23 protein-coding genes are annotated in these 25,459 nt (G+C 42.4%); 12 read left to right on the top strand and 11 right to left on the bottom strand.

The window, feature by feature from the left end; all coding sequences use genetic code 11:
- Positions 1-177: 177 nt before the first annotated feature.
- The 3 genes from ACFSTG_RS09410 to ctlX all read left to right on the top strand — a co-directional run bounded on the left by ACFSTG_RS09410 (position 178) and on the right by ctlX (position 3,393).
- Complete coding sequence (locus ACFSTG_RS09410) at positions 178-1,464, top strand: citrate synthase (protein ID WP_380751597.1); 1,287 nt, start codon at positions 178-180, stop codon at positions 1,462-1,464.
- Positions 1,465-1,538: 74 nt separating this feature from the next.
- Entirely contained in the window at positions 1,539-2,453 is a 915-nt protein-coding gene (locus ACFSTG_RS09405; protein WP_380751594.1) for a dimethylarginine dimethylaminohydrolase family protein, read from the top strand.
- Between the two features lie 7 nt (positions 2,454-2,460).
- Positions 2,461-3,393: a citrulline utilization hydrolase CtlX gene (gene ctlX / locus ACFSTG_RS09400; protein ID WP_380751591.1), complete on the top strand. Its 933-nt coding sequence runs from the start codon at positions 2,461-2,463 to the stop codon at positions 3,391-3,393.
- An 84-nt stretch (positions 3,394-3,477) separates the two neighbouring features.
- On the opposite strand, the gene ACFSTG_RS09395 is transcribed toward ctlX, so the two are convergent.
- Positions 3,478-3,912: a hypothetical protein gene (locus ACFSTG_RS09395; protein WP_380751588.1), complete on the bottom strand. Its 435-nt coding sequence runs from the start codon at positions 3,910-3,912 to the stop codon at positions 3,478-3,480.
- A gap of 109 nt (positions 3,913-4,021) precedes the next feature.
- Here ACFSTG_RS09395 and argS point away from each other — a divergent pair, with 109 nt between their 5' ends.
- From argS to ACFSTG_RS09375, 4 genes are all read left to right on the top strand, one after another.
- Complete coding sequence (gene argS, locus ACFSTG_RS09390) at positions 4,022-5,791, top strand: arginine--tRNA ligase (RefSeq protein WP_380751585.1); 1,770 nt, start codon at positions 4,022-4,024, stop codon at positions 5,789-5,791.
- 218 nt (positions 5,792-6,009) lie between these two features.
- Positions 6,010-7,338, top strand: a complete 1,329-nt coding sequence (gene ffh, locus ACFSTG_RS09385) for a signal recognition particle protein (protein ID WP_380751582.1) — start codon at positions 6,010-6,012, stop codon at positions 7,336-7,338.
- A gap of 31 nt (positions 7,339-7,369) precedes the next feature.
- The gene (locus tag ACFSTG_RS09380) at positions 7,370-7,573 is read left to right on the top strand and encodes a four helix bundle protein (RefSeq protein WP_380751579.1); all 204 of its coding nucleotides are present in this window, start codon (positions 7,370-7,372) and stop codon (positions 7,571-7,573) included.
- Between the two features lie 106 nt (positions 7,574-7,679).
- Entirely contained in the window at positions 7,680-8,567 is an 888-nt protein-coding gene (locus ACFSTG_RS09375; protein ID WP_380751577.1) for a bifunctional 5,10-methylenetetrahydrofolate dehydrogenase/5,10-methenyltetrahydrofolate cyclohydrolase, read from the top strand.
- Positions 8,568-8,571: 4 nt separating this feature from the next.
- Here ACFSTG_RS09375 and ACFSTG_RS09370 read toward each other — a convergent pair whose 3' ends face one another.
- The 9 genes from ACFSTG_RS09370 to ACFSTG_RS09330 all read right to left on the bottom strand — a co-directional run bounded on the left by ACFSTG_RS09370 (position 8,572) and on the right by ACFSTG_RS09330 (position 16,208).
- Complete coding sequence (locus ACFSTG_RS09370; protein ID WP_380751575.1) at positions 8,572-8,970, bottom strand: YkvA family protein; 399 nt, start codon at positions 8,968-8,970, stop codon at positions 8,572-8,574.
- Positions 8,971-8,983: 13 nt separating this feature from the next.
- Positions 8,984-10,003 (bottom strand): AI-2E family transporter, encoded by a 1,020-nt coding sequence (locus tag ACFSTG_RS09365; RefSeq protein WP_380751572.1) that lies wholly within the window; start codon positions 10,001-10,003, stop codon positions 8,984-8,986.
- A gap of 16 nt (positions 10,004-10,019) precedes the next feature.
- Positions 10,020-10,445: a VOC family protein gene (locus ACFSTG_RS09360; RefSeq protein ID WP_380751569.1), complete on the bottom strand. Its 426-nt coding sequence runs from the start codon at positions 10,443-10,445 to the stop codon at positions 10,020-10,022.
- A 3-nt stretch (positions 10,446-10,448) separates the two neighbouring features.
- Entirely contained in the window at positions 10,449-10,694 is a 246-nt protein-coding gene (locus tag ACFSTG_RS09355) for a DUF7218 family protein (protein WP_380751566.1), read from the bottom strand.
- A 50-nt stretch (positions 10,695-10,744) separates the two neighbouring features.
- Positions 10,745-11,620, bottom strand: coding sequence for a 23S rRNA pseudouridine(2604) synthase RluF (rluF, locus tag ACFSTG_RS09350; RefSeq protein ID WP_380751559.1), 876 nt, complete (start codon positions 11,618-11,620; stop codon positions 10,745-10,747).
- 26 nt (positions 11,621-11,646) lie between these two features.
- Entirely contained in the window at positions 11,647-12,201 is a 555-nt protein-coding gene (locus ACFSTG_RS09345) for a hypothetical protein (protein ID WP_380751557.1), read from the bottom strand.
- A gap of 15 nt (positions 12,202-12,216) precedes the next feature.
- Entirely contained in the window at positions 12,217-13,743 is a 1,527-nt protein-coding gene (locus ACFSTG_RS09340) for a helicase HerA-like domain-containing protein (protein WP_380751554.1), read from the bottom strand.
- A gap of 80 nt (positions 13,744-13,823) precedes the next feature.
- Positions 13,824-14,876 carry a S66 peptidase family protein gene (locus ACFSTG_RS09335; protein ID WP_380751552.1) on the bottom strand — a complete coding sequence of 351 codons (1,053 nt, stop codon included), beginning with the start codon at positions 14,874-14,876 and terminating at the stop codon, positions 13,824-13,826.
- Positions 14,877-14,885: 9 nt separating this feature from the next.
- Entirely contained in the window at positions 14,886-16,208 is a 1,323-nt protein-coding gene (locus ACFSTG_RS09330; protein ID WP_380751549.1) for a D-alanyl-D-alanine carboxypeptidase/D-alanyl-D-alanine-endopeptidase, read from the bottom strand.
- 119 nt (positions 16,209-16,327) lie between these two features.
- Here ACFSTG_RS09330 and ACFSTG_RS09325 point away from each other — a divergent pair, with 119 nt between their 5' ends.
- Positions 16,328-16,960: a 7-carboxy-7-deazaguanine synthase QueE gene (locus ACFSTG_RS09325; protein ID WP_380751548.1), complete on the top strand. Its 633-nt coding sequence runs from the start codon at positions 16,328-16,330 to the stop codon at positions 16,958-16,960.
- Positions 16,961-17,045: 85 nt separating this feature from the next.
- Here ACFSTG_RS09325 and ACFSTG_RS09320 read toward each other — a convergent pair whose 3' ends face one another.
- Complete coding sequence (locus ACFSTG_RS09320) at positions 17,046-17,621, bottom strand: DUF2911 domain-containing protein (protein WP_380751545.1); 576 nt, start codon at positions 17,619-17,621, stop codon at positions 17,046-17,048.
- A gap of 398 nt (positions 17,622-18,019) precedes the next feature.
- On the opposite strand from ACFSTG_RS09320, the gene gyrB reads away from it, so the two are divergent.
- The 4 genes from gyrB (at position 18,020) to secDF (ending at position 25,361) form a co-directional block, all read left to right on the top strand.
- Positions 18,020-19,960 (top strand): DNA topoisomerase (ATP-hydrolyzing) subunit B, encoded by a 1,941-nt coding sequence (gene gyrB, locus ACFSTG_RS09315; protein ID WP_380751542.1) that lies wholly within the window; start codon positions 18,020-18,022, stop codon positions 19,958-19,960.
- Positions 19,961-20,076: 116 nt separating this feature from the next.
- Complete coding sequence (locus ACFSTG_RS09310; RefSeq protein ID WP_380751540.1) at positions 20,077-21,075, top strand: DUF6588 family protein; 999 nt, start codon at positions 20,077-20,079, stop codon at positions 21,073-21,075.
- Positions 21,076-21,160: 85 nt separating this feature from the next.
- Complete coding sequence (gene mdh, locus ACFSTG_RS09305) at positions 21,161-22,093, top strand: malate dehydrogenase (protein ID WP_380751538.1); 933 nt, start codon at positions 21,161-21,163, stop codon at positions 22,091-22,093.
- Positions 22,094-22,373: 280 nt separating this feature from the next.
- On the top strand, positions 22,374-25,361 hold the full coding sequence (gene secDF / locus ACFSTG_RS09300; protein WP_380751535.1) for a protein translocase subunit SecDF: 2,988 nt from the start codon (positions 22,374-22,376) through the stop codon (positions 25,359-25,361).
- Positions 25,362-25,459 lie beyond the last annotated feature (98 nt).

Genomic DNA, 25,459 nt, shown 5'->3' with positions numbered 1-25,459 from the left:
ACGTAAAAAATGAAAAACCAGGGAACTCCGGAATTCTTTTTTAGGAAAATTTTTCGAAAAAGCTCCCGAAACAGGCTTTTTTCCTGCAAAGGAATCATACGATAATGAGAAAAAATAACACGGAATTTTGTAATTTAGCAATCCTTAAAATAAAAATCACACAAATCCATAGATAATATGTCAAAAGTAGCTACAATAGAAATAGACGGGAAAAAATACGACCTGCCCTTAGTGGTCGGAACTGAAAATGAACTTGCTCTTGATATTACCAAGTTAAGAGGTCAGTCTGGAGCCATCACCCTGGATCCGGGATACAAGAATACCGGTTCATGTGAAAGTGCCATCACCTTCCTTGACGGGGAAGAAGGGATCCTTCGTTACAGAGGGTATTCAATTGAGGAACTGGCCGAAAAAGCAGATTTCCTTGAGGTAGCTTATTTATTGATCTTTGGAGAACTTCCTAATGAAGCACAACTTCAAAAATTCAACACTGATATTTTAGATCAAAGTATCGTGAATGAAGACATGAAAACTGTATTAAAAGGTTTTCCTGAAACCGCCCACCCAATGGGGGTGCTATCTTCATTGACCAGTGCTTTGACAGCCTTCAATCCAAAATCGGTGAACGTTGACTCAGAAGAGGATATGTACAAGGCCATTGTAAAGATCCTTGCGAAATTTCCTGTACTTGCGGCTTGGACGTTACGTAAAAAGAACAATCAGGCCTTTTACAATAAAGACACTAACCTTGGTTATGTAGAAAGTCTTTTGAAGATGATGTTTCAGCAAGATGCCAATAAGACTTACAAGTTGAATAAGACTGTGGTCAACGCTCTTGACAAGCTCTTAATCCTCCATGCAGATCACGAACAAAACTGTTCTACCTCTACAGTAAGGATCGTTGGTTCCTCTCATGCCGGCTTATTTGCTTCAATCTCTGCAGGTGTATCTGCCCTTTGGGGGCCACTACACGGTGGAGCTAACCAGGCAGTGATCGAAATGCTTGAGGAGATAAAGGCCGATGGGGGAGACACTTCAAAATTCATTGCCAAGGCAAAAGATAAAGATGATCCATTCAGATTAATGGGCTTTGGCCACAGGGTTTATAAGAATTTTGATCCACGTGCCAAGATCATTAAGAAAGCTGCAGATGAAGTTCTGGGACAGCTGGGAGTTGATGATCCTATTCTTGAGATCGCAAAAGGTCTTGAAAAGGCTGCTTTGGAAGATCAATACTTCATCGATAGAAAATTGTATCCTAACGTAGATTTCTATTCAGGGATCATTTACCGCGCAATGGGAATTCCAACTGAAATGTTTACCGTGATGTTCGCGGTAGGACGTCTTCCCGGCTGGATCGCTCAATGGAGGGAAATGCGTCTTCGTAAAGAACCAATTGGACGTCCTCGCCAGGTTTATATAGGAGAGACCCACAGAAAATTCAAATCATTAGAGAACAGGTAATTTAGTTTATTAACTTCCGAAAAGCTTCATAGGTAACTATGAAGCTTTTTTTATATTTGCAAAAATTTGGGGCGATGAAATTACATGTAACTAATGAGACGTCCCGCCTAAGGGCGGTGGTGCTTGGTACTGCAGAAAGCAACGGGGGAACCCCTGATATTGCTGATGCTTATGATCCAAAATCCCTTGAACATATAAAAGCCGGTACCTATCCCAAAGAAGAGGATATGAAAAAGGAGATCGAAGCAGTTGGCAAGGTTTTCGCAAAGTATGGGGTAGAGGTTTACAGGCCCAGGGTAATAAACGACTATAACCAGATCTTTACCCGGGATATAGGGTTTGTGATCGATGATAAATTTATTAAAGCCAATATCCTTCCTGACCGTGAAAAGGAGATCGATGCCATTTCTCATGTGATCGACCAGATTGATAAGGATAAAGTGATTAAATTACCTGAAGATGCTCATGTTGAAGGGGGAGATGTCATGCTGCACAAGGATCACATTTTTATTGGAACCTACTATGGTGAAGATTATCCGGATATTATCACTGCGCGCACAAACCTGAAGGCCGTTGAATATATAACGGAGCTATTCCCAAATAAAAAGGTGAAATCCTTTAACCTGAAAAAATCAAGTACAGAGCCCCGCGATAATGCTTTACATCTTGATTGTTGTTTTCAGCCTGTGGGTAAGGATAAGGCCATTATCTACAAAGGGGGATTTTTGATTGAGGAGGAATATCAATGGCTGGTAGATTTCTTCGGAAAGGAGAATGTTTTTGAGATCACCCGGGATGAAATGTATGATATGAATTCCAATGTTTTTTCAATATCTGAAGATGTGGTGATCTCTGAGAAAAATTTTAAGCGTCTTAATTCCTGGCTTCGGGAGAACGGGATTACAGTTGAAGAAGTCCCCTATGCTGAAATTGCGAAACAGGAAGGATTATTAAGATGCTCAACTTTACCCCTAATACGGGATCTATAACTAATTAATGAGACAAATAACAGATACATTATTAATGGTTCGCCCGGTAGCGTTCAGAATGAATGAGCAAACCGCGGTGAATAATTATTTTCAGGAAGGACTGCAGCTGGAGAATGAAAAAATTAATAAAAAAGCTCAGGAGGAATTTGATGCTTTTGTGGCAAAACTACGCGGGGTTGGAGTGAAGGTGATCGTTGTTGATGATGATGAGAAGCTTGACACCCCCGATTCTATTTTCCCTAATAACTGGGTTACCTTCCATGAAAACGCTACTGCTGTCCTATATCCGCTGTTTGCAGAAAACCGAAGAAGGGAGCGACGGGCCGAGATCTTTGAAAAGATCGAGGAAGAAGGCTATCAAATTGATAATGTTATAGATTACACCAGTGCCGAAGAGGAAGGTCTTTATCTTGAGTCCACCGGAAGCATGATCCTTGACAGGGTAAATGAGAAAGCTTACTGTGCACTTTCACCAAGAGCCAGTGAGGAACTTTTAATAGAGTTCTGTGAAGATCTTGAGTTTACACCTGTGATCTTCAACGCTTACCAGGATGTTGGCGGAAAGAGGTTGCCAATCTATCATACCAATGTGATGATGTGCCTGGCAGAAGATTTCGCCGTTATTTGTCTGGACAGTATTGACGATCCTAAAGAACGTAAGAACGTTGTAAGGCATCTTAAAACAGATCAAAAAGAGATCATCCAGATCACCGAGGCACAGATGCACCACTATGCAGGGAATATGCTGCAGGTAGCCGGGCAAGACGGTAAAAAGTATCTCGTGATGAGTGAATCTGCCCGAAAGAGTTTATTCCCAATACAGGTTGCGGCCATAGAGAAGCACTGCGAAATATTGAGCAGCGATCTTTCTACCATTGAAACCTGTGGGGGTGGTAGCGCCCGTTGTATGCTGGCAGAGGTTTTTCTTCCCCGGAATTAAAAGAAGATAATTTTATAAAAAATGAAGAGCCCCCAATTAGTAATTCAAATTGGGGGCTCTTCATTAATAGGCTTTTTGAGAGTTCTACAGCATATCTTCCACGCGTGTAAATCCAGTATCTGCCTGGTAATTCTTTACCTTTCTTATGAAGCTGTGCGTATCGGTATCTGTTTTTCCTGCCCAGATCTTGATGAAGTAATGGTCCTTGTAGAAAGAATATTCTTCAGCTCTCCCCTTATAGATCTTTAATTTATAAAATGGGATCACCAGGGAGTAGGTATCCGCCTGCACCCTGAAACCTATAAGGATGCCTTTGGGGCGCATCTCAATACTGCAGGAACTTTGGGATTCGTTGAGAACTAAAAGGTTGTAGATGTCTATACTGGCTGCCGAAACAGGTAAATTACTGATGCTTATGCCTTCCAGCTTTTTTCGTTCTTCAAGGGGAAAAGGTTTCCCAACCTGTTCGGTAATTATTTTATTTTTCTTCGGAAGTTCGTGAGAAAGATTAAGTAACATTTTCTTTTTTATAAAGGTAAGCATTTGCCATCAAACCCTTTAACCAAGGTGATTTTTCTGTTATCTTTGCCATCCTTACACGATCTGTAGGATAAAAATAGATTACAAGATGAATGTTCAAGAAACACTTTCGGGGCAGGTAAAAGATGCTGTCAGGAATATATATGAGGTCGAGCTGGAAAATGTGGAATTCCAGGCTACCAGAAAAGATTTCGAGGGGGATATTACCCTGGTGACTTTTCCTATGCTTAGGCAGGTCAAGTCAAATCCCGTGAAGCTGGGGGAGTCAATTGGGGAATACCTGGTGCAACACAATCCGGAGATCGAAAAATTCAATGTGGTACAAGGATTTTTGAATATTGTTCTGGCAGATTCCTATTATCTTGATTTCTTCGGAAGGATCAAGGATAACACGCATTTTGGAAAACAACCACAAGGGGACCAATCGATCATGGTGGAGTATTCTTCACCAAACACTAATAAGCCTTTACATTTAGGACACATCAGGAATAACCTGTTGGGATATTCTGTGGCCGAAATTCTTAAGGCTGCAGGATATAAGGTTTTCAAGACCCAGATCATTAATGACCGTGGTATTCATATTTGTAAGTCAATGCTCGCCTGGCAGAAGTTTGGACACGGTGAGACTCCTGAGACATCGGGTTTAAAAGGCGATAAACTGGTTGGTGATTTTTATGTGAAATTCGATAAGGCCTACAAAGAGGAGATCTCTTATCTCGTAGCCCAGGGAAAGACCGAAGACGAAGCTAAAGCACAGGCACCTCTCTTACTGGAGGCACAGGAGATGTTGCGAAAATGGGAAGCAGGAGATGAGGAGGTAGTAAACCTCTGGAAAACCATGAATAAATGGGTGTATGATGGATTTGAAGAAACTTACAGGAAACTGGGAGTTGATTTCGATAAGAATTATTACGAGAGTGAAACTTACCTGCTGGGTAAGAGTGTGGTGGCAGAAGGTCTTGAAAAAGGGGTTTTTTACCGCAAAGATGATGGCAGTGTCTGGATCGATCTCACAGATGAAGGCCTTGATGAAAAGATCGTTCTTAGAAGTGACGGTACTGCGGTCTACATGACACAAGATATTGGGACGGCCATTCAGAGGGTACAGGATTTTTCCATAAACGGAATGGTTTATACCGTAGGAAATGAACAGGATTACCATTTCAAGGTGCTGTTCCTTATCCTTAAGAAACTGGGATATGAATGGGCACAGCACCTTTATCACCTGAGCTACGGAATGGTTGATCTTCCTTCAGGAAAAATGAAGAGTCGTGAAGGAACCGTAGTTGATGCTGATGACCTGATAGAGGAAATGGTGGCTACTGCAAAAGAAATTTCAGAAGAGTTAGGGAAACTTGATGGCTATTCCGAAGAAGAAAAAAAGGAGCTGTACAGGATGATAGGGATGGGGGCTTTGAAATATTATATCCTCAAGGTAGACCCCAGAAAAAGGATCCTTTTTAATCCTGAAGAATCTGTCGACTTCCAGGGAAATACCGGGCCTTTCATTCAGTACACTTACGCGAGGATACAGTCAATTTTGCGAAAAGCCAATTTTGATCACACTGAAGTGATCACAGATTACAGTTTGAACGACAAGGAGAAGCAGCTCATAAAACAATTGCAACTGTATCCCGAAACCGTGCAACTGGCAGCAGAAAGTCATAGTCCGGCACTAATCGCGAACTATGCCTATGACCTTGTAAAAGAGTTCAATAGTTTCTACCAGAATGTTACCATTCTGGGAACTGAAAATGAAACAGAAAAGAAGTTCAGGGTGCAGCTTTCACAGGCAGTGAGTAACGTGATAAGATCTTCCTTTGGGTTACTGGGAATAAGTGTTCCTGAAAGAATGTAATTCCCACTGAGAAGTTCGAAGGACGAATTTAGAAGTGAAAAAATAAGAGGGATCAAAAATGGCATTTCTGACGCCTCTTTTCCCCGGAAAAAAATTTTCCGAAGAAACAGAGGAAAATTTAAGGTTGATGTAGACTTGAAAAAGTTTTCACTTCAGTCTCAAATCATTAAATTTGCAACTGCCGTGAGCGGCAGTACTTTAATAAACAAGAGAGAATTATGTTTGATAGTTTAAGCGATAAGTTAGACAATGCTTTACACGTCCTTAAGGGGCATGGGCAAATTACTGAGGTAAATGTTGCCGAAACTCTTAAGGAAGTAAGACGGGCATTGGTGGATGCCGATGTTAACTATAAGATTGCCAAGGAATTTACCAATACGGTAAAGGAGAAAGCCATGGGACAGAACGTTCTTACGGCTCTAAAACCCGGGCAGTTAATGGTGAAGCTGGTCAAAGATGAATTGACTGAACTGATGGGGGGTGACGCCGAAGGGATCAACCTTTCGGGAGATCCTTCAATCATATTAATGTCGGGTCTGCAGGGTAGTGGTAAAACCACCTTTTCTGGAAAACTTGCGAACTATCTCAAAACCAAAAAATCCAAAAAGCCTTTATTGGTTGCCTGTGACGTTTACCGTCCTGCAGCGATCAACCAGCTTCACGTAGTTGGTGACCAGGTTGGGGTTGAGGTTTATAGTGACGAAGGCAACCAGGATCCTGTTGCGATTTCTAAGGCAGCTATCGCTCATGCAAAGGAAAACGGTCACAATGTAGTGATCATTGATACCGCAGGTCGTTTGGCTATTGATGAAGCAATGATGACCGAGATCGCTAACATTCACTCAGCGATCCAGCCACAGGAAACCCTGTTCGTGGTAGATTCCATGACCGGGCAGGATGCGGTAAATACTGCAAAGACCTTTAATGAGCGCCTTAATTTTGACGGGGTGATCCTCACAAAACTTGACGGTGATACGCGTGGGGGTGCGGCCATCTCAATTAAATCTGTAGTTAACAAACCTATCAAGTTTATTGGTACGGGTGAGAAGATGGATGCAATTGACGTTTTCTATCCGTCACGTATGGCAGATCGTATCCTTGGGATGGGAGATGTTATATCCCTTGTGGAAAGAGCGCAGGAGCAGTATGACGAAGAGGAAGCCAGGAAACTTCAGAAGAAGATCGCCAAGAATGAATTTGGCTTTGATGATTTTCTGACTCAGTTACAGCAAATAAAGAAAATGGGGTCTATGAAAGACCTTATGGGAATGATTCCCGGGGCAGGAAAAATGTTGAAGGACGTAGATATTGATGATGATGCCTTTAAACATATAGAGGCCATTATTCACTCTATGACTCCCGAGGAACGTTCCAAGCCGTCAATGATCAATGCCAATAGAAAGAAGAGGATCGGAAAAGGATCGGGTACATCTGTGCAACAGGTAAACCAATTGCTCAAGCAGTTCAATCAAATGAGCAAAATGATGAAGATGATGCAAGGCGGCGGTGGCCGTAAAATGATGCAGATGATGAAGAATATGAAGTAAATTGCTTCTCAGTTCTCAGTTATCAGAAAAAATGAGTTTTAAAAGTTTGTTGGCATATCCTAAGGCATTTTCTTTAGCAATGGAAATTTTTCAGGAGTCAAAAACTTTTCCGAAAACAGAGAAATTTGCATTAACTAGTCAAATAATTAGATCCTCAGGAAGCGTTTGCTTTGCAATTGCTGTGGCATGTGAATATATATCTGGAACAACAAACAGAATTACAGCATCAGAGTGAGGAAGTGGGGAAATTAATCAATTATCCTCATAAATTCGGGGTGAAATCGTGCTAACTGAATACTGAAAACTGAATACTGTTACTGCTAACTATTAAAAACTACTCTATGACAATTCTCGACGGTAAAAAAATTAGTAATCAAATAAAGGAAGAGATTACTGCAGAGGTTCAGGCCATGAAAGACCGTGGAGAGAAAGTTCCCCACCTGGCTGCGATCATAGTAGGAAATGATGGTGCCAGTCTCACCTATGTGGCGAGTAAGGTTAAAGCCTGTGAAAAAGTAGGATTCGAATCTACTATGGTACGTATGCCCGGCACTACCAGTGAACTGGAATTGCTAAAGAAGATCAAGGAGCTCAATGAAGATGATGATATTGATGGTTTCATTGTGCAGTTGCCCTTACCCAAACAAATTGATACACAAAAGGTCTTGCTAACCGTTGATCCTGAAAAGGATGTGGATGGTTTCCACCCAACCAACTTCGGGAAGATGGCTTTGGATATGACCAGTTTTATTCCCGCGACTCCTTTCGGGATCCTTGAACTACTGGAACGTTATAAGGTTGAGACCGAAGGTAAACATACCGTTGTGATTGGTAGAAGCCACATCGTGGGCCGACCCATGAGCATCCTGATGGGAAGAAAAGGTTTTCCGGGGAATTCAACAGTTACCCTAACCCACAGCCATACCAAAAATATAACCCAGATCACTTCACAGGCAGATATTATCATAAGTGCCCTTGGAATTCCTAAATTCCTGAAGGCTGAGATGGTGAAGGATGATGTCGTTGTTATTGATGTAGGGATTACCCGGGTCGAGGATGAGACCCGCCCCAGAGGCTACAGGATAGAAGGGGATGTTGACTTTGAGAATGTTTCAAAAAAGGCATCTTTCATAACCCCTGTACCCGGCGGAGTAGGGCCTATGACCATCGCCATGCTTCTTAAAAACACTCTGTTGGCCCGTGAAATGCACCGGGTGAAAAAGTCATAAATCCTTACCCTTTTACCTGATCCAGTTTCCAGTCAAGGTATGAATGCAGATCTGTTTGCAGGAATCTAAGCATAACTGTGAGCAGGGCAAAGTCATCTACATAACCTACACCCGGAATAAAATCGGGCACCATATCCAGGGGATTAAAAACATAGAGTAAAGCAAATACTATGGCGGCAACCGTAAACCAGGGTACGTTGTGGTAAATTCCTTTGCGATAATCTTTTAACATTCCGAACATTATCTTCCCGAGTTCAGAGTATTTTTTTAATCCTCCACCCTGTATTTTTTTATCGATCGCCTCTTTGTTCTTCATGACAAGATCAAGATCTCCATCCTTGATCTTGGCAACTTCGGTTTCTATGAATTTGTCTTCTATCTTTTTCTTCGCATCTTCTAACATAACCGTAATTTTTTTAAAGTTTTTCTTCAGTTTTTCCGTACTCGTGTTTGTATATCTTTAAGATAAGCAAAAATAGTGAAATGAGCAGCGGCCCAAATATCAATCCTATAAACCCGAACAACGGGACTCCCACGATCACCCCGAACAACGTGATCAAAGGATGAACACTCGCCAGCCGGTTCAGAATATAGAGTCTTAAAATATTATCTGTTATTCCCACCACCACAAATCCGTAGATAAGCACGAAGATTGCCTGCCAGTCCATTCCCTGGGAGTACAGAAGAATAGCAACAGGAACTACCCCCAGCGCTGTTCCTATGAACGGTACCATGGCACCAATAGCTGTAATGACGAACCAGAACATAGGATCTGGTACACCTGCCACCAAATAGCCAATTAAAGCTACAATTCCCTGGAAAAAAGCTACCAGGGGAATTCCCAGGGCATTTGACTTTACAAGTTCATCTCCTTCGTCCCCAATGGTCTTAAGGTTTTCTTCCCCCAGAGGAACATAGGAAATAACAAGGTTTTTAAGCTCATGCCGGTACACCAACATGTAATACAACATGAAGTACATGATACCAATGGCGATGAAAGCATTGAAAGTACCCACTCCAAGGGATTGAAGATTATTGGAAAGCCAGTTGGCTACCCTTGCCGAATCAATGCTCTGGCTAAGATCATAACCCACATAGGTTTCGGCTTCATTGACCTGATTTTTTACCGCCTGTATCACCTTTTCAGAATTAGCCACTGCTTTTCCAATTTTGGAGGTCAGCATGACCACCGTTAGGGTGATGGGTACAAGTATTCCTATAAAAGACAGGAAAATAAGAAGGGAAGCCGCAAATACAGGTTTCCAGCCCCGGTTCTCGAGCTTGTCCATATATTTACGCATTACAACATGAAGAGTAATGGCTCCCAGTACGCCAGACAGGTATGGAATGATCTCTTTAAAGATTAAAACCAGCAGGAATAAAAGCAACATTAATACGAATAGCTGGCGTACCAGCGATGGCTTTAATCTGTTCATTTATTTGGTTAGTTACTTATTTAGCGAACAACTGGTCCATATTCCTGAAGGCTTTAAACTCAAGTGCATTTCCCGAAGGATCCTTAAAGAACATGGTAGCTTGTTCTCCAACCTTTCCTTCAAATCTAATATAAGGTTCGATCACGAAAGAGATCTGTTTTGTTTCGAGTTGGTTTGCAAGTTCATGAAAAGCCTCCCATTCCAATACCACTCCAAAATGAGGAATAGGCACATCTTTCCCGTCTACTGGATTACTGGCAACAGGTTTTTCACCTGCCGGTTCTTTGTAATGGATAACGAGCTGGTGCCCAAAAAAGTTGAAATCAACCCAGTGATCACTGCTCCTGCCTTCCCGACAGCCTAATGTGTCTCTGTAAAAAGTTCTTGCTTTCTCAAGATCATCTACCGGAATAGCAAGATGAAATGGTTGGATATTATTCATTTTTTAATGGTTTCTTAATGCATTAATGAGTTCTTTTTTACTCATTTTAGATCGGCCTTCAATGCCAACTTCCTTAGCCTTCTTGTAAAGTTGCTCTTTACTCTGGTCTTCATATTTGGAAGATTTTCCGCCTTTTTGGCCTGAACCGGGGGAGTTGGCAATACGGGCAGCTTTTTCCTTACTTGCCCCTTTTTCCCTTAAAGCCTCATACTGATCTTCATTTTTAATTCTATTGCTTTGTTTGCCCATTTTTCTTTTAAAAATAGGCAGATAATCTAAAAATTTAGCTTAATTCTCTGTTAAGATTCCCTTTTGCGTCTGTTGACCTTTTTGAAACTCTTCTTCTTTTCTTCGGAAACATGACGTCTCTTTTCAGTCGATTTTTTTTCTGCTTTGGGTTGAACTGAAGTTGTTTTTTTTACTTCGGAAGCATTTTCGGAAATTGAGCCTTCTTCAGTTTTGGTAGACTCCCCCAAAAGCTTGTTGAGATCTGACAGTTCTTCTGCGGTAAGGTTGCGATATTCGCCTACCGGAACATCCAACCGAATGTTCATGATCCTCACCCTTTTCAGTTTTACCACTTCATATCCCAGGTATTCACACATTCTGCGGATCTGTCGGTTCAGGCCCTGGGTAAGGACGATCCTGAAAACGAATTTGCTCAGTTTTTCAACTTCACATTGTTTGGTGACGGTCTCGAGAATAGGAATTCCACCCGACATCCTTTCAATGAAGTCATCAGTGATAAACCTGTCGACGGTAACGATATATTCTTTCTCGTGGTTATTTCGGGCTCTTAGGATCTTATTTACTATATCTCCGTCATCTGTCATTAAGATTAGCCCTTCACTGGGCTTGTCCAGCCTTCCAATAGGGAAGATGCGGGTGGGGTAGTTGATGTAATCCATGATATTCTTCTTATCCTTTGGATTAGTGGTACAAACTATACCAACAGGTTTATTAAAGGCCAGGTACACATTCTCCCTTTTCGGCGGAGTAATGAGCTCTCCATTCACACGCACTTCATCATCAGGGCCCACTTTAGTACCCATTTCAGGAACCACTCCGTTAATGGTTACCCTTCCCTGCTCAATAAGGTTGTCTGCTTTGCGACGGGAACAGTATCCCACCTCGCTTAGGTATTTATTGAGTCGTGTCAAGGGTTCATTTGTCATAGAAAAAAGTTTGAAATAGAATATTGTTAGTCCCAGTCGATCATGAAATACTTGATCTTTGCATTATCAGGTATCTGCGACGCCTGGATACGTGTCTGGGTGTCATACCGTAGCTCTGAGGGTAGCTCCTTTTTATCTATGGTAACATAAATATTCAGGTCGTCGATAAAGATGACAGCGGCACTTAAGGTATTCTCAATTCTTGAGATATTGTAATTCTGAACAATATCTTTAAAGGTACTGTGGGTATTGAGACCTTTAGCTGTTTTGTAGCGGGGGTCAAGTACCTGGATAAAGCCAATGGTGCTGGTGGAATCGAATGCCTGTACCGGTTCCATTAACAAGAGTTTTTTTCCTTTGTTATCAAAAACTTCAATTTCATTGTTGCTTCTGAACATTTCACTGTCGTTAACCTGTCTTACAATAGAATCGCGGGCAAAGACTGAATCGAGTTGTCGTATTTGAACGTCTTTTGATAAACGGCCTATGCTGGTGGCGCTTATTAAAAATGGATCCTGTTCCTTTTCACAGGAGATGAAAATACCTGATGTGAACAATAAAAGTAGGAGGCTTTTTTTCATGAATTAGTAAGCTTATTATTTTAATAATTTATTAAGTACTCCCATTACCCCTCTAATAAAGGTAGCGCTGGTAAGAACTTTGACCATTGCCTTTTGGGGGCCTGTAGCTTTAGCACTTCGACGGGAACTGGTTTTTTCCAATTTTTTTCTTTCGGCTTCCGCCTTTTCCTGTGCTTTCTCTGCTTCAGCTCTCTTGATCTTGGCATTAAGGATCTCGTAGGCGCTTTCACGATCTATAGCAGTATTGTATTTTTCCTTAAGTCCCGAAAAATCAATAAGTTCCCGAAGTTCAGAATCGGTTAGAATATCCATCCTGCTCATTGGAGCCCTTAGATGTGTGGCAGCAAGAGGAGTGGGCCGTCCCTTCTCGTCCAATGCCGTCACTAAAGCTTCACCAATTCCTAACGAGGTTATTTCTGTTTTGGTATCATAGAATTCTGAAAGAGGATAATTTTCCGCAGCCAGTTTTATGGCCTTCCGGTCTTTTGCCGTAAAAGCCCTGAGGGCATGCTGTATTTTTAATCCGAGCTGTCCCAGCACTTCTGAGGGAACATCATCGGGATTCTGTGTCACAAAGTAGACGCCCACTCCTTTGGAGCGAATGAGTTTTACGATACTCTCGATCTGGTCAAGTAAAACCGGGGAAGCTTCCTGGAAGATCAAATGGGCTTCATCGATGAAAAGTACGAGTTCGGGTTTATCACTGTCCCCCTTTTCGGGGAAAGTATTATAGATCTCTGCCAGCAGGCTCAGCATGAAGGTAGAGAAAAGTTTGGGTTTATCCTGAATGTCTGTTAGCCGTAATATATTTATGTATCCATGTCCCTCTTTGTTTTTCCTTAAAAGGTCTTCAACCTCAAATGATCGTTCCCCAAAGAAAAGGTCTGCATCCTGCTGTTCAAGTGCAATAATTTTCCGGAGAATCGCTCCCGTGGATGCCGATGAAATTCGGCCGTAGGTCTTTTCGAATTCCTCTTTGCCTTCGTCTGTTGCGAACTGCAGGATCTTTTTCAGGTCTTTAAGGTCCAGCAAAGGGAGATGGTGGTCATCGCAATATTTAAAGATCACCGAAAGAATTCCGCTTTGGGTAGGAGAAAGATCAAGAATTCTGGAAAGCAGTACGGGGCCAAATTCACTTACTGTAGCCCTTAGCCGTACCCCGCCTTGTTCTGAAAGGCTGAGGATCTCAACAGGAGAGGCTGCAGGAGTAAAGGGAAATTCAAGTAATTCATGGCGTTCCTGAATAAAGGTCGCTCCCGCCGAAGGTTTTGCCAGTCCGCTGAGGTCACCCTTTACATCCATAAGCATAACCGGAACCCCTTTTTGAGAAAGATTTTCGGCCAGGATCTGAAGGGTCTTTGATTTACCTGTCCCGGTAGCACCTGCGATCAGGCCGTGCCTGTTCATGGTCTTCAACGGAATTTTCACGGCAGCTTCAGGAAATACTTCTCCATCATGCATGGCTGCTCCCAGGTAGATATAATCCCCCTTTGGCTTATATCCTTCAGAAATGGCATTTATGAGATCCTGTTTTTGGAACACTTTTTAATTTTTTATAAAAGTAAGAATTGTCTGTGGAATCATGGGGGTGATTAAGGAATCTAAGAACCTCTGGTCCTAACTCATTTTACGGCAGGACTTAACAATTTTATGGTGCCTTCTTTTGCATCCATTTCTGCATTTATACCGTTGGGAATAGTAACATTATCGTCAATATGGCCTATCATAGCACCCGAAAAAGCCGGAATATTCAAGGGTTTGATATAATGATCTATAACTTCCTCCATGGTTAGAGACCCGTAGCCGCTGCCGCCGGGATCGCAGCTGTTACATTTTCCAAAGACGAAGCCGCTAATCTGTGTAAGAACCCCTCCCAGGTGGAGCTGGGACATCATACGGTCCACCGAATAGATCTTCTCCCCCACCTCTTCAAGGTAAAGGATCTTGTCTTTCCAATCTTTCGGGAAATACTCCGTCCCCATTAGTCCGGTAAGCACAGATAAATTTCCGCCCAGAAGTTCACCTTTCACAGTTCCTGGCATAATGGTCCTTATTCTGTTTTTGGTTTGGGTGAGTTCAGAACCTTTTTCAGAAGGATTTTCATATACGACTGCTTCCCGGTCAAAAAGGAGTTTTTTAAGGTGAGAATAGGCAAACGGGTTCCAGGTCGATACCGCCACCGGGCCGTGAAATGTTACCAGACCTGTTTTTTGATAAATTGCCAGGTGCAGGGCAGTAATATCACTGTAACCAATAAAGATCTTTGGGTTGTTTTTAATGACCCCATAATCAATTTTATCGAGGATCCTTGCAGAACCTGCTCCTCCCCGAAGGGCAATAATGGCCTTAACCTCTTTATTCCGAAACATATCCATTAATTCCCCGGCCCTTTCCTCATCTGTTCCCGCTAAATGACCGTGACGGCTTTTGGTATAAGCTCCAAACTGCACTTTTAATCCCATTGCCTCGAAACTTTCCCTGGCGATCTCGTAGGGTTCCGATTCAAAAATGGCACCTGCCGGACTAACTATTCCAATATTATCTCCGGGATTCAGGGCATCGGGAATAATTGTATCTGCAGAAAAGAATTCCTCCGGAGTGCTTCCAAAAGCGGTGACCGGAAGTACTGCAAGGCTTCCTATCCCAATATTTCTAATGAATTTTCTTCTTTCCATGCTATTGAGTTAATGGGTGGTTCGAATAGTTCTCAGGATCTTCTCCATTTCCTGCTTTAAAAGGGGAGAAGCCACTGTGTAATTGCTGTTCATAAAACTGAAGATAAGGATCTTTCCTTTCTCGGTCTTCAGGTATCCGTTGAGGCTGTAATTATTGCTCATTGACCCGGTCTTGGCGAATATAAAAGGTTCGTTATGCAGGAATTGGTTCTTTAAGGTGCCGGAATTACCTCCGGCGGGTAGTAACACGAACAGGTTTTCATAATTCCTTTCTACTTTTATTTTTTCAAGAAGCTTCACCATAGATCCTGGTGTGATGAGGTTGTATCGGGAAAGCCCTGAGCCGTCAACCCACACGGGATCGTCGGGAAGATCGTAGAGAAAGTTTTCTTTAATATGCGCTATTCCTTCTTTTACAGATAGAGTATCTGAAATTTCTAACGTAACTATCCGCAATAATTGTTCGGCCATGAAATTATCACTGTCCTGTAGCATGGGCCGGTAAAGACTGTCAGCATGGATACTGAAAAAGGTTTTTTTAGTCAGGTTTTTTTCGGGATGTTTTCTGGCAAGAGCTATTTTTCTTCCCAGGGTGTCTTCCAGGATCTTTAATAGGGTTTCTTCGGAAGTAATAAACGGGACTTTTTGTTCGAGATCCTTTTTGGCCGGGGTTGCCGCCAGGCGGAAAATATTCCTGCGCCGGTCTCTTTTGATCCTTTCTTCGGAATGCTCTGAACTAATAGAATCTTTAAATATTTCCGGAATTATTTCCGGTTCTGAGCTGCCTTCGGAAAATCTAAAAACCACCGAATTTCCGAAGACCGGAATGTCAGATCTTTCCGCAGAAAAATAATAGGGATAATCATCCCATGCCCAACCCGGTCCCAGCGGTTCTTCGGACTTTAGCGGAGGAAGGTATACCAACTCCCTGGAAGTATTTTTCAGAAAATCAATAACAGAAGACTCCGGAAGATCGGGGTGTAACAAGGAGGGGTCTCCGGTGCCCGAAAAGAACAGGGAATCTCCCGAAAGGGTATATTTTAGAGCGGGGACAGAATCTCCAAGGACTTTAAGGGAGGCGTAAAATGTTAGAAGCTTTATTCCCGAGGCGGGGGTGAAGTATTTGTTTGAATTATATTCATAAAGCATTTTTTCTTTTTCGGGATCATAGACTGCTAATCCCGTAAAACCCTTTTTAAATATGGGAGAGGTATTCAGTTCTTTATCAATTCCGGTAAAGGCCTTTTTACTTGCAGAGCAGGAAGCTAAAAAGAGGAGCAATAACAGCGCTGTGGATCTTTTCAGTAAAAACAGGGGAAAATGACCGGTCACGCTATTGAAGTTTTAGTATGTGTTCCCAAAAGTATAAAAAAAGACCATTTTTTGGCCGGTGCTTTTAAGATATGGGAAAAACATTTTGGACTGTGCCTTTTTGGTTATCTTTGCACGCTATGACTGAGAAAGAAATAAATGAACTGGTTGCGGCAGGGGAGATGCTGCCTTTGATGGAAGAATTCTACACCATTCAGGGGGAGGGTTTTCATAAAGGAACTGCTGCCTATTTTATTAGGATTGGAGGCTGTGATGTAGGTTGCCACTGGTGTGATGTGAAAGAAAGCTGGAATGCAAAACTGCACCCGCCTACCGGGGTAGAGCAGATAGTAGAGAACGCGGTAAAGCATAGTAAAACGGTAGTGGTGACAGGTGGCGAACCCCTTACCTGGGACATGACCCGTCTAACGGGAGGGCTCAAGGAAAAGGGAGCAACGATCCATATCGAGACTTCAGGAGCCTATCCTTTAAGCGGAATCTGGGACTGGATCTGCCTTTCGCCCAAGAAGATCAAGTTGCCAACAGAAGAAATATATGGGGTAGCCAATGAACTAAAAATGATCATCTTCAATAAGCATGATTTTCAATTCGCCGAAGAACAGGCTGCCAAGGTCAATGAGGATTGTATTTTATACCTGCAACCCGAATGGAGCAATCGGGAAAAGATGATGCCGCTTATTGTGGAATATGTCATGCAGAACCCTAAATGGAAAGTATCCCTGCAAACCCATAAATATTTGAATATTCCTTAAAAACTATAGGACCCTGTTTTGAACGGCAATAAAAAATGCCCCCGAAAAGTGTCTTTTCGGGGGCATTTTTTTAAGACTTTGTAACCTAGACCTTTTTAAAAGGAATTTCGACATAACGGTCATCCCAGCCAATTTGAAGTTTCGCCCCGTTCTCTATTGGTTCAAAGGCCATGGAAAGAGCTTCGATCCTCGTTTTTGAGGTACGAACAGGGACCGTAATGCGGGCAACGTCCTTCTCCACGTGATAATCATATGCGCCCCAAATATTAGTACTATTGTTGAGGATCACAATCCATTCTTTTTCGTGCGGAATGGTGAACAGGGTATAAGTTCCCTTTTTAATGATTTTGTCCCCTACCTGCATATCCTGGAAAAGGGTGATCTCTGTAGCTTCATTGGCGCCTGTTCTCCACACTTCACCATAAGGGACCAGCTTACCAAAAACTTCCCGTTCTCTCGCCTGAGGACGACTGTACAGCACTTTGGCCAAAGGCTCATTATTCTCTCCACGGAAAAGCACTACGTCCAAGGGACTTACATCCAGCTTGGAAAAATTGGGTCCTTCGGCTTTCTGTTTGGTTTCAGGTACATCTTGCGCCTGGATTTGAGGAACGGTTATACCTCCCAGTAAAAATACTATTGCAAAAAATATTCTTTTCATAATTAATGGTTTTTATTGTAATGTTTTAAATATAACCTTAAGTAAGTGGTTGATAGTTAAAAATTTCTTTAAAATTAGTTAAATATTATAGAATAAGATTCAAGGCTTTTAAAGTGTGGTTTTTTAGAAGGATCAGAGTAAACATCACTGTGGATAATTGAAAATTTTTGTACTATAAAAAGAAAAGGTTTTCAGGGTTTTCTCTTCTAGTCCTCCCCATATTTTATCTCAGGTTGAGAAGTTTAATGCCTAATACTCCAAATGGGTGTGGAAGAGGGTTTTTCCACAGAAATTGTTGATAACTTAAGGCCTTTAACAGGGGAGGGTAAGGTATAAAAGTATGCTTTTTTGTATATTTGTTCGTTATAGGTATTGACAAAATTTTAACGAATTTAAGTATGAGCGAAGAGGTTAAAAGAAACAGTTATTCCGCAGATAGTATCCAGGCGCTGGAGGGGATGGAGCATGTTCGTATGCGGCCGTCCATGTATATTGGGGATACCGGTGTGCGGGGACTGCACCACCTGGTTTATGAGGTGGTAGATAACTCTATAGATGAAGCCCTTGCGGGACATTGCGACACCATTAGTGTGATCATAAATGAAGATAACTCTATCACTACTGAAGATAATGGGCGGGGTATTCCTGTTGATCTTCACAAGAAAGAGGGGGTTTCTGCTCTTGAGGTTGTTATGACCAAGATCGGGGCGGGAGGAAAATTTGATAAAGATTCCTATAAGGTTTCCGGAGGTCTGCACGGGGTAGGGGTGAGTTGTGTTAACGCACTTTCTGACCATTTAAAAGCTACTGTGTACCGTGACGGGATAATCTGGGAACAGGAGTATGAAAAAGGAAAACCTATGTACCCGGTAAGATCTGTTGGAGAGACAGACCTTAATGGAACCGTAGTGACCTTTAAACCGGATGCGGGCATTTTTCAGCAGTCAATTGAATACAATTATGATACCCTGGCCAGCCGTATGCGCGAACTATCTTTCCTGAATAAGGGAATTACGATCACGCTTACTGACAGGAGGGAAAAGGATGAGAAAGGGGAATTTGTATCTGAGATCTTCCATTCCGAAGAGGGATTAAAAGAATTTATAAAATTCCTGGACGGTACCCGTGAACCCATTATTAGTGACGTGATCGCTATTGAGGGGGAGAAGAATGATATTCCTGTTGAGGTGGCGATGGTTTACAACACCTCTTTCAATGAGAACCTGCATTCTTATGTGAATAATATCAATACTCACGAAGGGGGTACACACCTTGCCGGATTCAGGCGGGGGTTGACCACCACATTAAAAAAATATGCAGATGCTTCCGGTATGCTGGACAAGCTCAAGTTTGAGATCTCCGGTGATGACTTTCGTGAAGGGTTGACCGCTATTGTTTCGGTTAAAGTTCAGGAGCCGCAATTCGAGGGACAAACCAAAACCAAACTGGGTAACCGTGAGGTAACTTCAGCAGTTTCTCAGGCGGTTTCAGAAATGCTTGAGAACTATCTTGAGGAAAATCCCAATGATGCCAAGACTATCGTTCAAAAGGTGATCCTTGCGGCGCAGGCACGTCACGCAGCCAAAAAGGCTCGTGAAATGGTGCAGCGTAAAACGGTTATGAGTGGTGGAGGACTTCCCGGTAAACTATCTGACTGTGCATCTCAGGATCCTGAAGAAAGTGAAGTTTTCCTTGTTGAGGGAGACTCGGCGGGTGGAACAGCCAAACAAGGCCGTGACCGTCATTTCCAGGCCATCCTTCCGCTTAGAGGTAAGATCCTGAACGTGGAAAAAGCAATGAGCCACAAGGTATTTGAGAACGAAGAGATCAAGAACATATATACTGCCCTTGGGGTGACCATTGGTACGGAAGAGGACAGTAAGGCCCTTAACTTAAGTAAACTTAGATATCACAAGATCGTGATCATGTGTGATGCCGATGTGGACGGTAGTCACATTGCCACTCTTATTCTTACCTTCTTCTTTAGGTATATGAAGGAGCTTATCGAGGCCGGCCACGTATTTATTGCAACGCCACCACTTTACCTTGTCAAAAAAGGAAGTAAGAAGCGCTATGCATGGAACGATAAGGAGCGGGATGAGATTGCAGCTTCATACAGCGGCGGGGTGAGCGTACAACGTTACAAGGGTCTTGGAGAGATGAATGCCGAACAATTATGGGATACCACCATGAACCCTGAATTTCGTACACTACGCCAGGTCACTATCGACAATACAGGGGAAGCCGACAGGATCTTTTCTATGTTGATGGGTGATGAGGTGCCGCCACGAAGGGAATTTATTGAGAAAAATGCTATCTACGCCAATATTGATGCATAGTTGCAGTCATTTTAATATACAAACCCGCAATTTTATTGCGGGTTTTTTGTTTAATAAGGGCAACTGTTTAACCAATTCATTTTTTACTATTTTTACTAATCTAATCATAACAAGACGTGAAAAATAAAATTCTCCCCCTGGTATTTCTGTTTTTTTGTATTAATTCTGTGGTCTATTCACAGGAAAGTGATGTAGACCGGTTTATAGCTGATATGCTTACTCTGGCGGGTAATTTCGCTCAACCTGCTGCAGATGGCGCAGCATATCAAGCCGGAGCCGGATGGTTCAGTTCGGCTGAGAGTTTGGAAAAATGGGATTTCAGGGTCTCTGTACATGGAAATGCCCTTTTTATTCCAGATGACGAAAAGAATTTTTCCCTGCAGAACAGTCAGTTACGCCTACTGGAGATCGAAGGAGCCCAATCTGCAGAAGTTCCTTCAGCGTTTGGAGGCTTTACTGATGTGTATTATACCGGGGAGATAGGCTATACAGATCCTGCCACCGGAGATCCTGCAAGTGAGACTATACGTTTCAAAGCTTTTGACGGAATAGATCGCGATTATGTCCCTCATGCCTTCGCACAGGTAGCGGTAGGACTGCCTAAAGGTACAGAGTTTACCCTTAGGGCCATGCCCGAGGTTACCATTGATGGAGTGACAGCAAGCACCTTTGGAGCAGGCCTGAAACATAATTTCAATCAGTACTTCAGGAATAATTATCCCGGTAGCTTTCAAATTGCCGCTGCAATTGCATACAGTAAATTTTTTGTTGAGTACGATTATAAGGAGATTACAGTTGAAAACCTGGTAAGGATGAATAATATTAGTGTCGATGCCGACCTTTGGATGCTGGAAGCTATAGGTTCCAAAAGATGGGGTGCTTTTGAGCTTTTTGGTGCTCTTGGAGCCACCCGGTCCCAATTCGACTATGAAATGGGCGGTGGCGGAATAGCTTTAGGAGAGGTCAATTCACAACTTAAAAACCTGGGAGAGGCCCAAACCCAGTTAAAAGCTGACCTTGGATTCAACCTGCATTTTTCAGTATTCAGGATAAGTGCCATGGCTACGGGAGGAGACTTTTTTAACGCTAATCTTGGTCTTCATGTGAAGATCTAAAAGAGACCTTTTAAAGCCGATATCCCTATAAAAACTGTGGTATTATTTGTATTTTCGCAAGACTATTAATCAAACAATATATATTATGAAAGTTACTATAGTAGGTGCAGGGGCTGTAGGTGCCAGTTGCGCAGAATACATTGCCATTAAGAACTTTGCTTCAGAAGTTGTCCTTATCGATATCAAAGAGGATTTTGCTGAAGGAAAAGCAATGGACCTTATGCAAACAGCTTCCCTAATGGGCTTTGACACTAAGATTACGGGTGCCACTAACGATTATTCAAAAACAGCGAATTCAGATATTGCTGTGATCACCAGTGGAATTCCCCGTAAGCCAGGCATGACCCGTGAGGAATTGATCGGGATCAATGCAGATATTGTAAAATCTGTTTCCTCAAGTCTTATTGAGCACTCTCCTAATGTAACTCTCATTGTGGTAAGTAATCCTATGGATACCATGACTTACCTGGTTCACAAAACAACAAACCTTCCCAAGAGCAAGATCATAGGAATGGGTGGAGCTCTTGACAGCGCCCGTTTCAAGTACCGCATGAGTGAAGCGCTAGATTGTCCGGCTTCAGATGTTGAAGGAATGGTGATTGGCGGCCACAGCGATACTGGTATGGTGCCGTTGACCCGTCTTGCAACACGCAACAGTGTGCCGGTTTCTGCTTTCCTTTCAGAAGACAGGATCAGTCAGGTGGCCGAAGATACCAAGGTGGGTGGAGCCACTCTTACAAAAATGCTGGGTACCAGCGCCTGGTATGCTCCAGGAGCTGCAGTTTCATCTCTGGTACAGGCAATTGCCAATGACCAGAAGAAAATGTTCCCTTGTTCAGCATTGCTTGAGGGAGAGTATGGCCTAAACGATCTTTGTATTGGAGTGCCGGTTATCCTTGGGAAGAACGGTATCGAAAAGATCGTGGAGATTGAACTTGACGAAGCTGAGAAAGCTAAATTAAAAGAAAGTTCAGAAGGAGTTTCCAAAACCAACGGATTACTTGATCTGAGTAAATAGAAATAACGATCAGTATTTTTCAGGGAAGCTGTTAGAAAAAGCTGAATTCTCCCCGTCATGAAACCTACTTTGGAGAGATCTTTTTCCGAAGTGAATTTTAAAAGATTTTTTTGGGCTCTTCGCCCTCGAAAACCTGTCGGGATCAATGAATTCACCTACTTTTTTTGACAGCTTCTTTTTTAGCTTAAAGAGTTAAGGTTTTCAAAAAAAATAATTGGGTTTTGATTATTGAAAACCTATATTTGTCCGTTTTTAAAAATTGAACATAAATTAAAGAATAATGCAGAACAAGGGAATAGTCAAGGTGTTCGCAATTTTGTTTGGCCTGGTGTGTATTTACCAGTTGTCTTTTACATTTATTGCAAATAACATTGAGAAAGACGCCGAAGCATTCGCAGAGCAAAAGATTAGTGAGAATGAAGACAATTACGTCACGCTCCGGGAAAGGGAAGAGCAGAGATATCTGGATTCTATAGGGAACGAAGAAGTAATTGCAGGTATTACCTATAACACAGCTAAGGACAAGGAACTTAATAAAGGGCTTGACCTAAAAGGAGGGATCAATGTGATCCTTCAGATCTCTGTAAAAGACATTCTTAGAGAACTTGCCAACAATACCAAAGATCCTGCCTTCAACCAGGCATTGGCTAAGGCAGATGAAGCTCAAAAAAGAAGCCAGGAGAATTATGTAGATCTTTTCTTTGAAGCCTTTGACGAAATTCCTGATGCACGCCTTGCATCTCCCGATGTCTTCGCCAACAAAAGTCTGAGCGATGAGATCAATTTCAATATGGATAACGATGAGGTTAAACCTATTATCCGCAGAAAAATTGATGAGTCTATTACTTCTGCATTTGAAGTTTTAAGAAAACGTATTGATAAGTTCGGGGTTACCCAGCCAAACATTCAGCGTCTTGGAAATTCAGGAAGAATTCTCGTAGAGCTTCCGGGTGCAAAAGAGATCGATAGGGTACAAGGGCTTTTGCAGAGTACTGCCCAACTCGAGTTCTGGCATGTATACAAGAGCAATGAATTGCAAAATTTCTTTGTGCAGGCAAATAATGTATTAAGAGATATTGTTGCACAGGAAAGGACCGAATCTCAGCAAGCAGTTGATACTGCAGGTGCTGAGCAGGATGAGATCGATGCCCTTCTTCAATCAGCTGATGATACTACAGAAGTTGCACAGCAAAACAACCCTCTTCTGGAATTAATGGTTTCTCCAGGATTCCAGGGAGGACCGGTACTTGCTTCTTTTGCGGTGGAGGACACTGCGCAGGTTAATCAATATTTGAAAATGTCTCAGGTACGCAATCTGCTTCCTGCAGAACAAAGGTATGCCAAGTTCGTTTGGGGTAAGACAGATGAGGACAGTGACGTTGCTTCATTATATGCCTTAAAAGGAAACAGACAAAATGAACCACCATTATCAGGTGGGGTGATCACAGACGCGACGCAAACCTACGACCAGGTTGGCCGTGTTGCGGTTAGTATGCAAATGAATGGAAAAGGAGCAAAGATCTGGGAAGAAATGACCGGTTATGCTTCAGAGAACCAGAGCCAGATAGCTATCGTTCTTGATGATATCGTTTACTCTGCTCCGAGTGTTTCTACCGGTCCTATTTCAGGAGGCCGAAGTGAGATCACGGGAGATTTCAGCATTACAGAGGGACAGGATTTAGCGAACGTTTTACGTGCCGGTAAACTTCCTGCTTCCGCAGATATTATATCAAGTGAGATCGTAGGTCCGTCATTGGGACAGGAAGCTATAGACAGCGGGATCATGTCTTTCGCTATCGCATTGGTTCTTGTGCTTCTTTGGATGATCTTCTACTACGGGAAAGCCGGTATTTTTGCTGACGTTGCCCTTGTGGTGAACATATTGTTCATCTTCGGAATCCTTGCCGGACTGGGAGCCGTACTTACCTTACCCGGTATTGCCGGTATCGTTTTGACCATTGGTATCTCGGTAGATGCAAACGTACTTATCTTTGAACGTATTCGTGAGGAATTTGCAAAAGGGAAGTTGCAAAAAGATGCCATTAGAGATGGTTTCAACAATGCATTGTCTTCTATTCTTGATGCAAACATCACCACAGGACTTACCGGTTTGATTCTATTGGTATTGGGAACAGGTCCTATTAAAGGATTCGCTACCACCTTATTGATTGGTATTGCTACTTCGCTGTTTACAGCGATCTTCATTACCAGGTTGTTCATTGATGGGTATGCTAAAAAAGGAAAAGACCTTAATTTCTCTACCTCTTTTACAAAAGGGCTTTTTGCCAACCTCAATATTGATTTCCTTGGAAAAAGAAAGACTTTTTACATAGTATCGGGAATTTTCATTCTTGTTAGTATTGGTTCCCTATTTACCCAGGGTCTAAACCAGGGGGTAGATTTTGTTGGAGGAAGGAACTATACGGTTCGTTTTGATAAGGCCGTTAATCCAACCCAGATCGAAAACGATCTTGTTGCCGAATTTGGAAGCGCCAGTGCCAAGACCTATGGTGGCAGCAACCAGATAAAGGTAACCACTAAATACAAGGTGGATGAAGTAGGGACAGAAATTGATAATGAAATTCAGCAGAAATTGTACACTGCGCTTCAACAATATTTACCTGCCGATCTTTCTTATGATGATTTCGCCGTAGGAGAAGGAAACAGGGAAGTGGGAATTATGCAGTCTATCAAAGTTGGTCCGTCTATTGCCGATGACATTAAACAGGCCTCTATATGGGCTGTACTGGGCTCTCTTCTTGTGATCTTTCTTTATATACTTCTCAGGTTTAGAAAATACCAGTTCAGTTTGGGAGCTGTGGTTGCCGTAATGCATGATGTGCTTATTGTTTTGGGTATCTTTTCCCTTACGTACAAATTTATGCCATTCAACATGGAAATAGATCAGGCCTTCATTGCTGCGATCCTAACGGTTGTTGGTTACTCACTTAACGATACGGTGGTTATCTTTGACCGCATAAGGGAATTCTTTAATGAGCATCCAAGTTGGACGAAGAAAGACGCCATAAATGCGGCGATCAACAGTACTGTGAGCCGTACCCTTAATACGTCGATGACCACCCTTGTGGTGCTACTTGCCATCTTTATTTTTGGCGGTGAAAGCATCAGAGGTTTCATGTTCGCCTTGATCGTAGGTGTTATTGTGGGTACCTATTCCTCTATCTTCGTTGCAACTCCTGTAACGTATGATACGCTTAGCAGACAACAGGAAAAAAAGAAACTTAAAGAGAAGGAACCGGTAGCTTAACCTGGATTATCTCTTAAACTTATAAAGCCTCCTTAAAGGGAGGCTTTTTTTATACAGAAGTGTGTGATCGCTGCTATGAAGTCGCGAAATGGAAAAAT

It is taken from the genome of Salinimicrobium flavum (assembly GCF_042684505.1).
Lineage (GTDB): Bacteria > Bacteroidota > Bacteroidia > Flavobacteriales > Flavobacteriaceae > Salinimicrobium > Salinimicrobium flavum.
The sequence above is the reverse complement of the archived record's forward strand: the minus strand, read 5'-3'. Positions and strand labels throughout refer to the sequence as shown.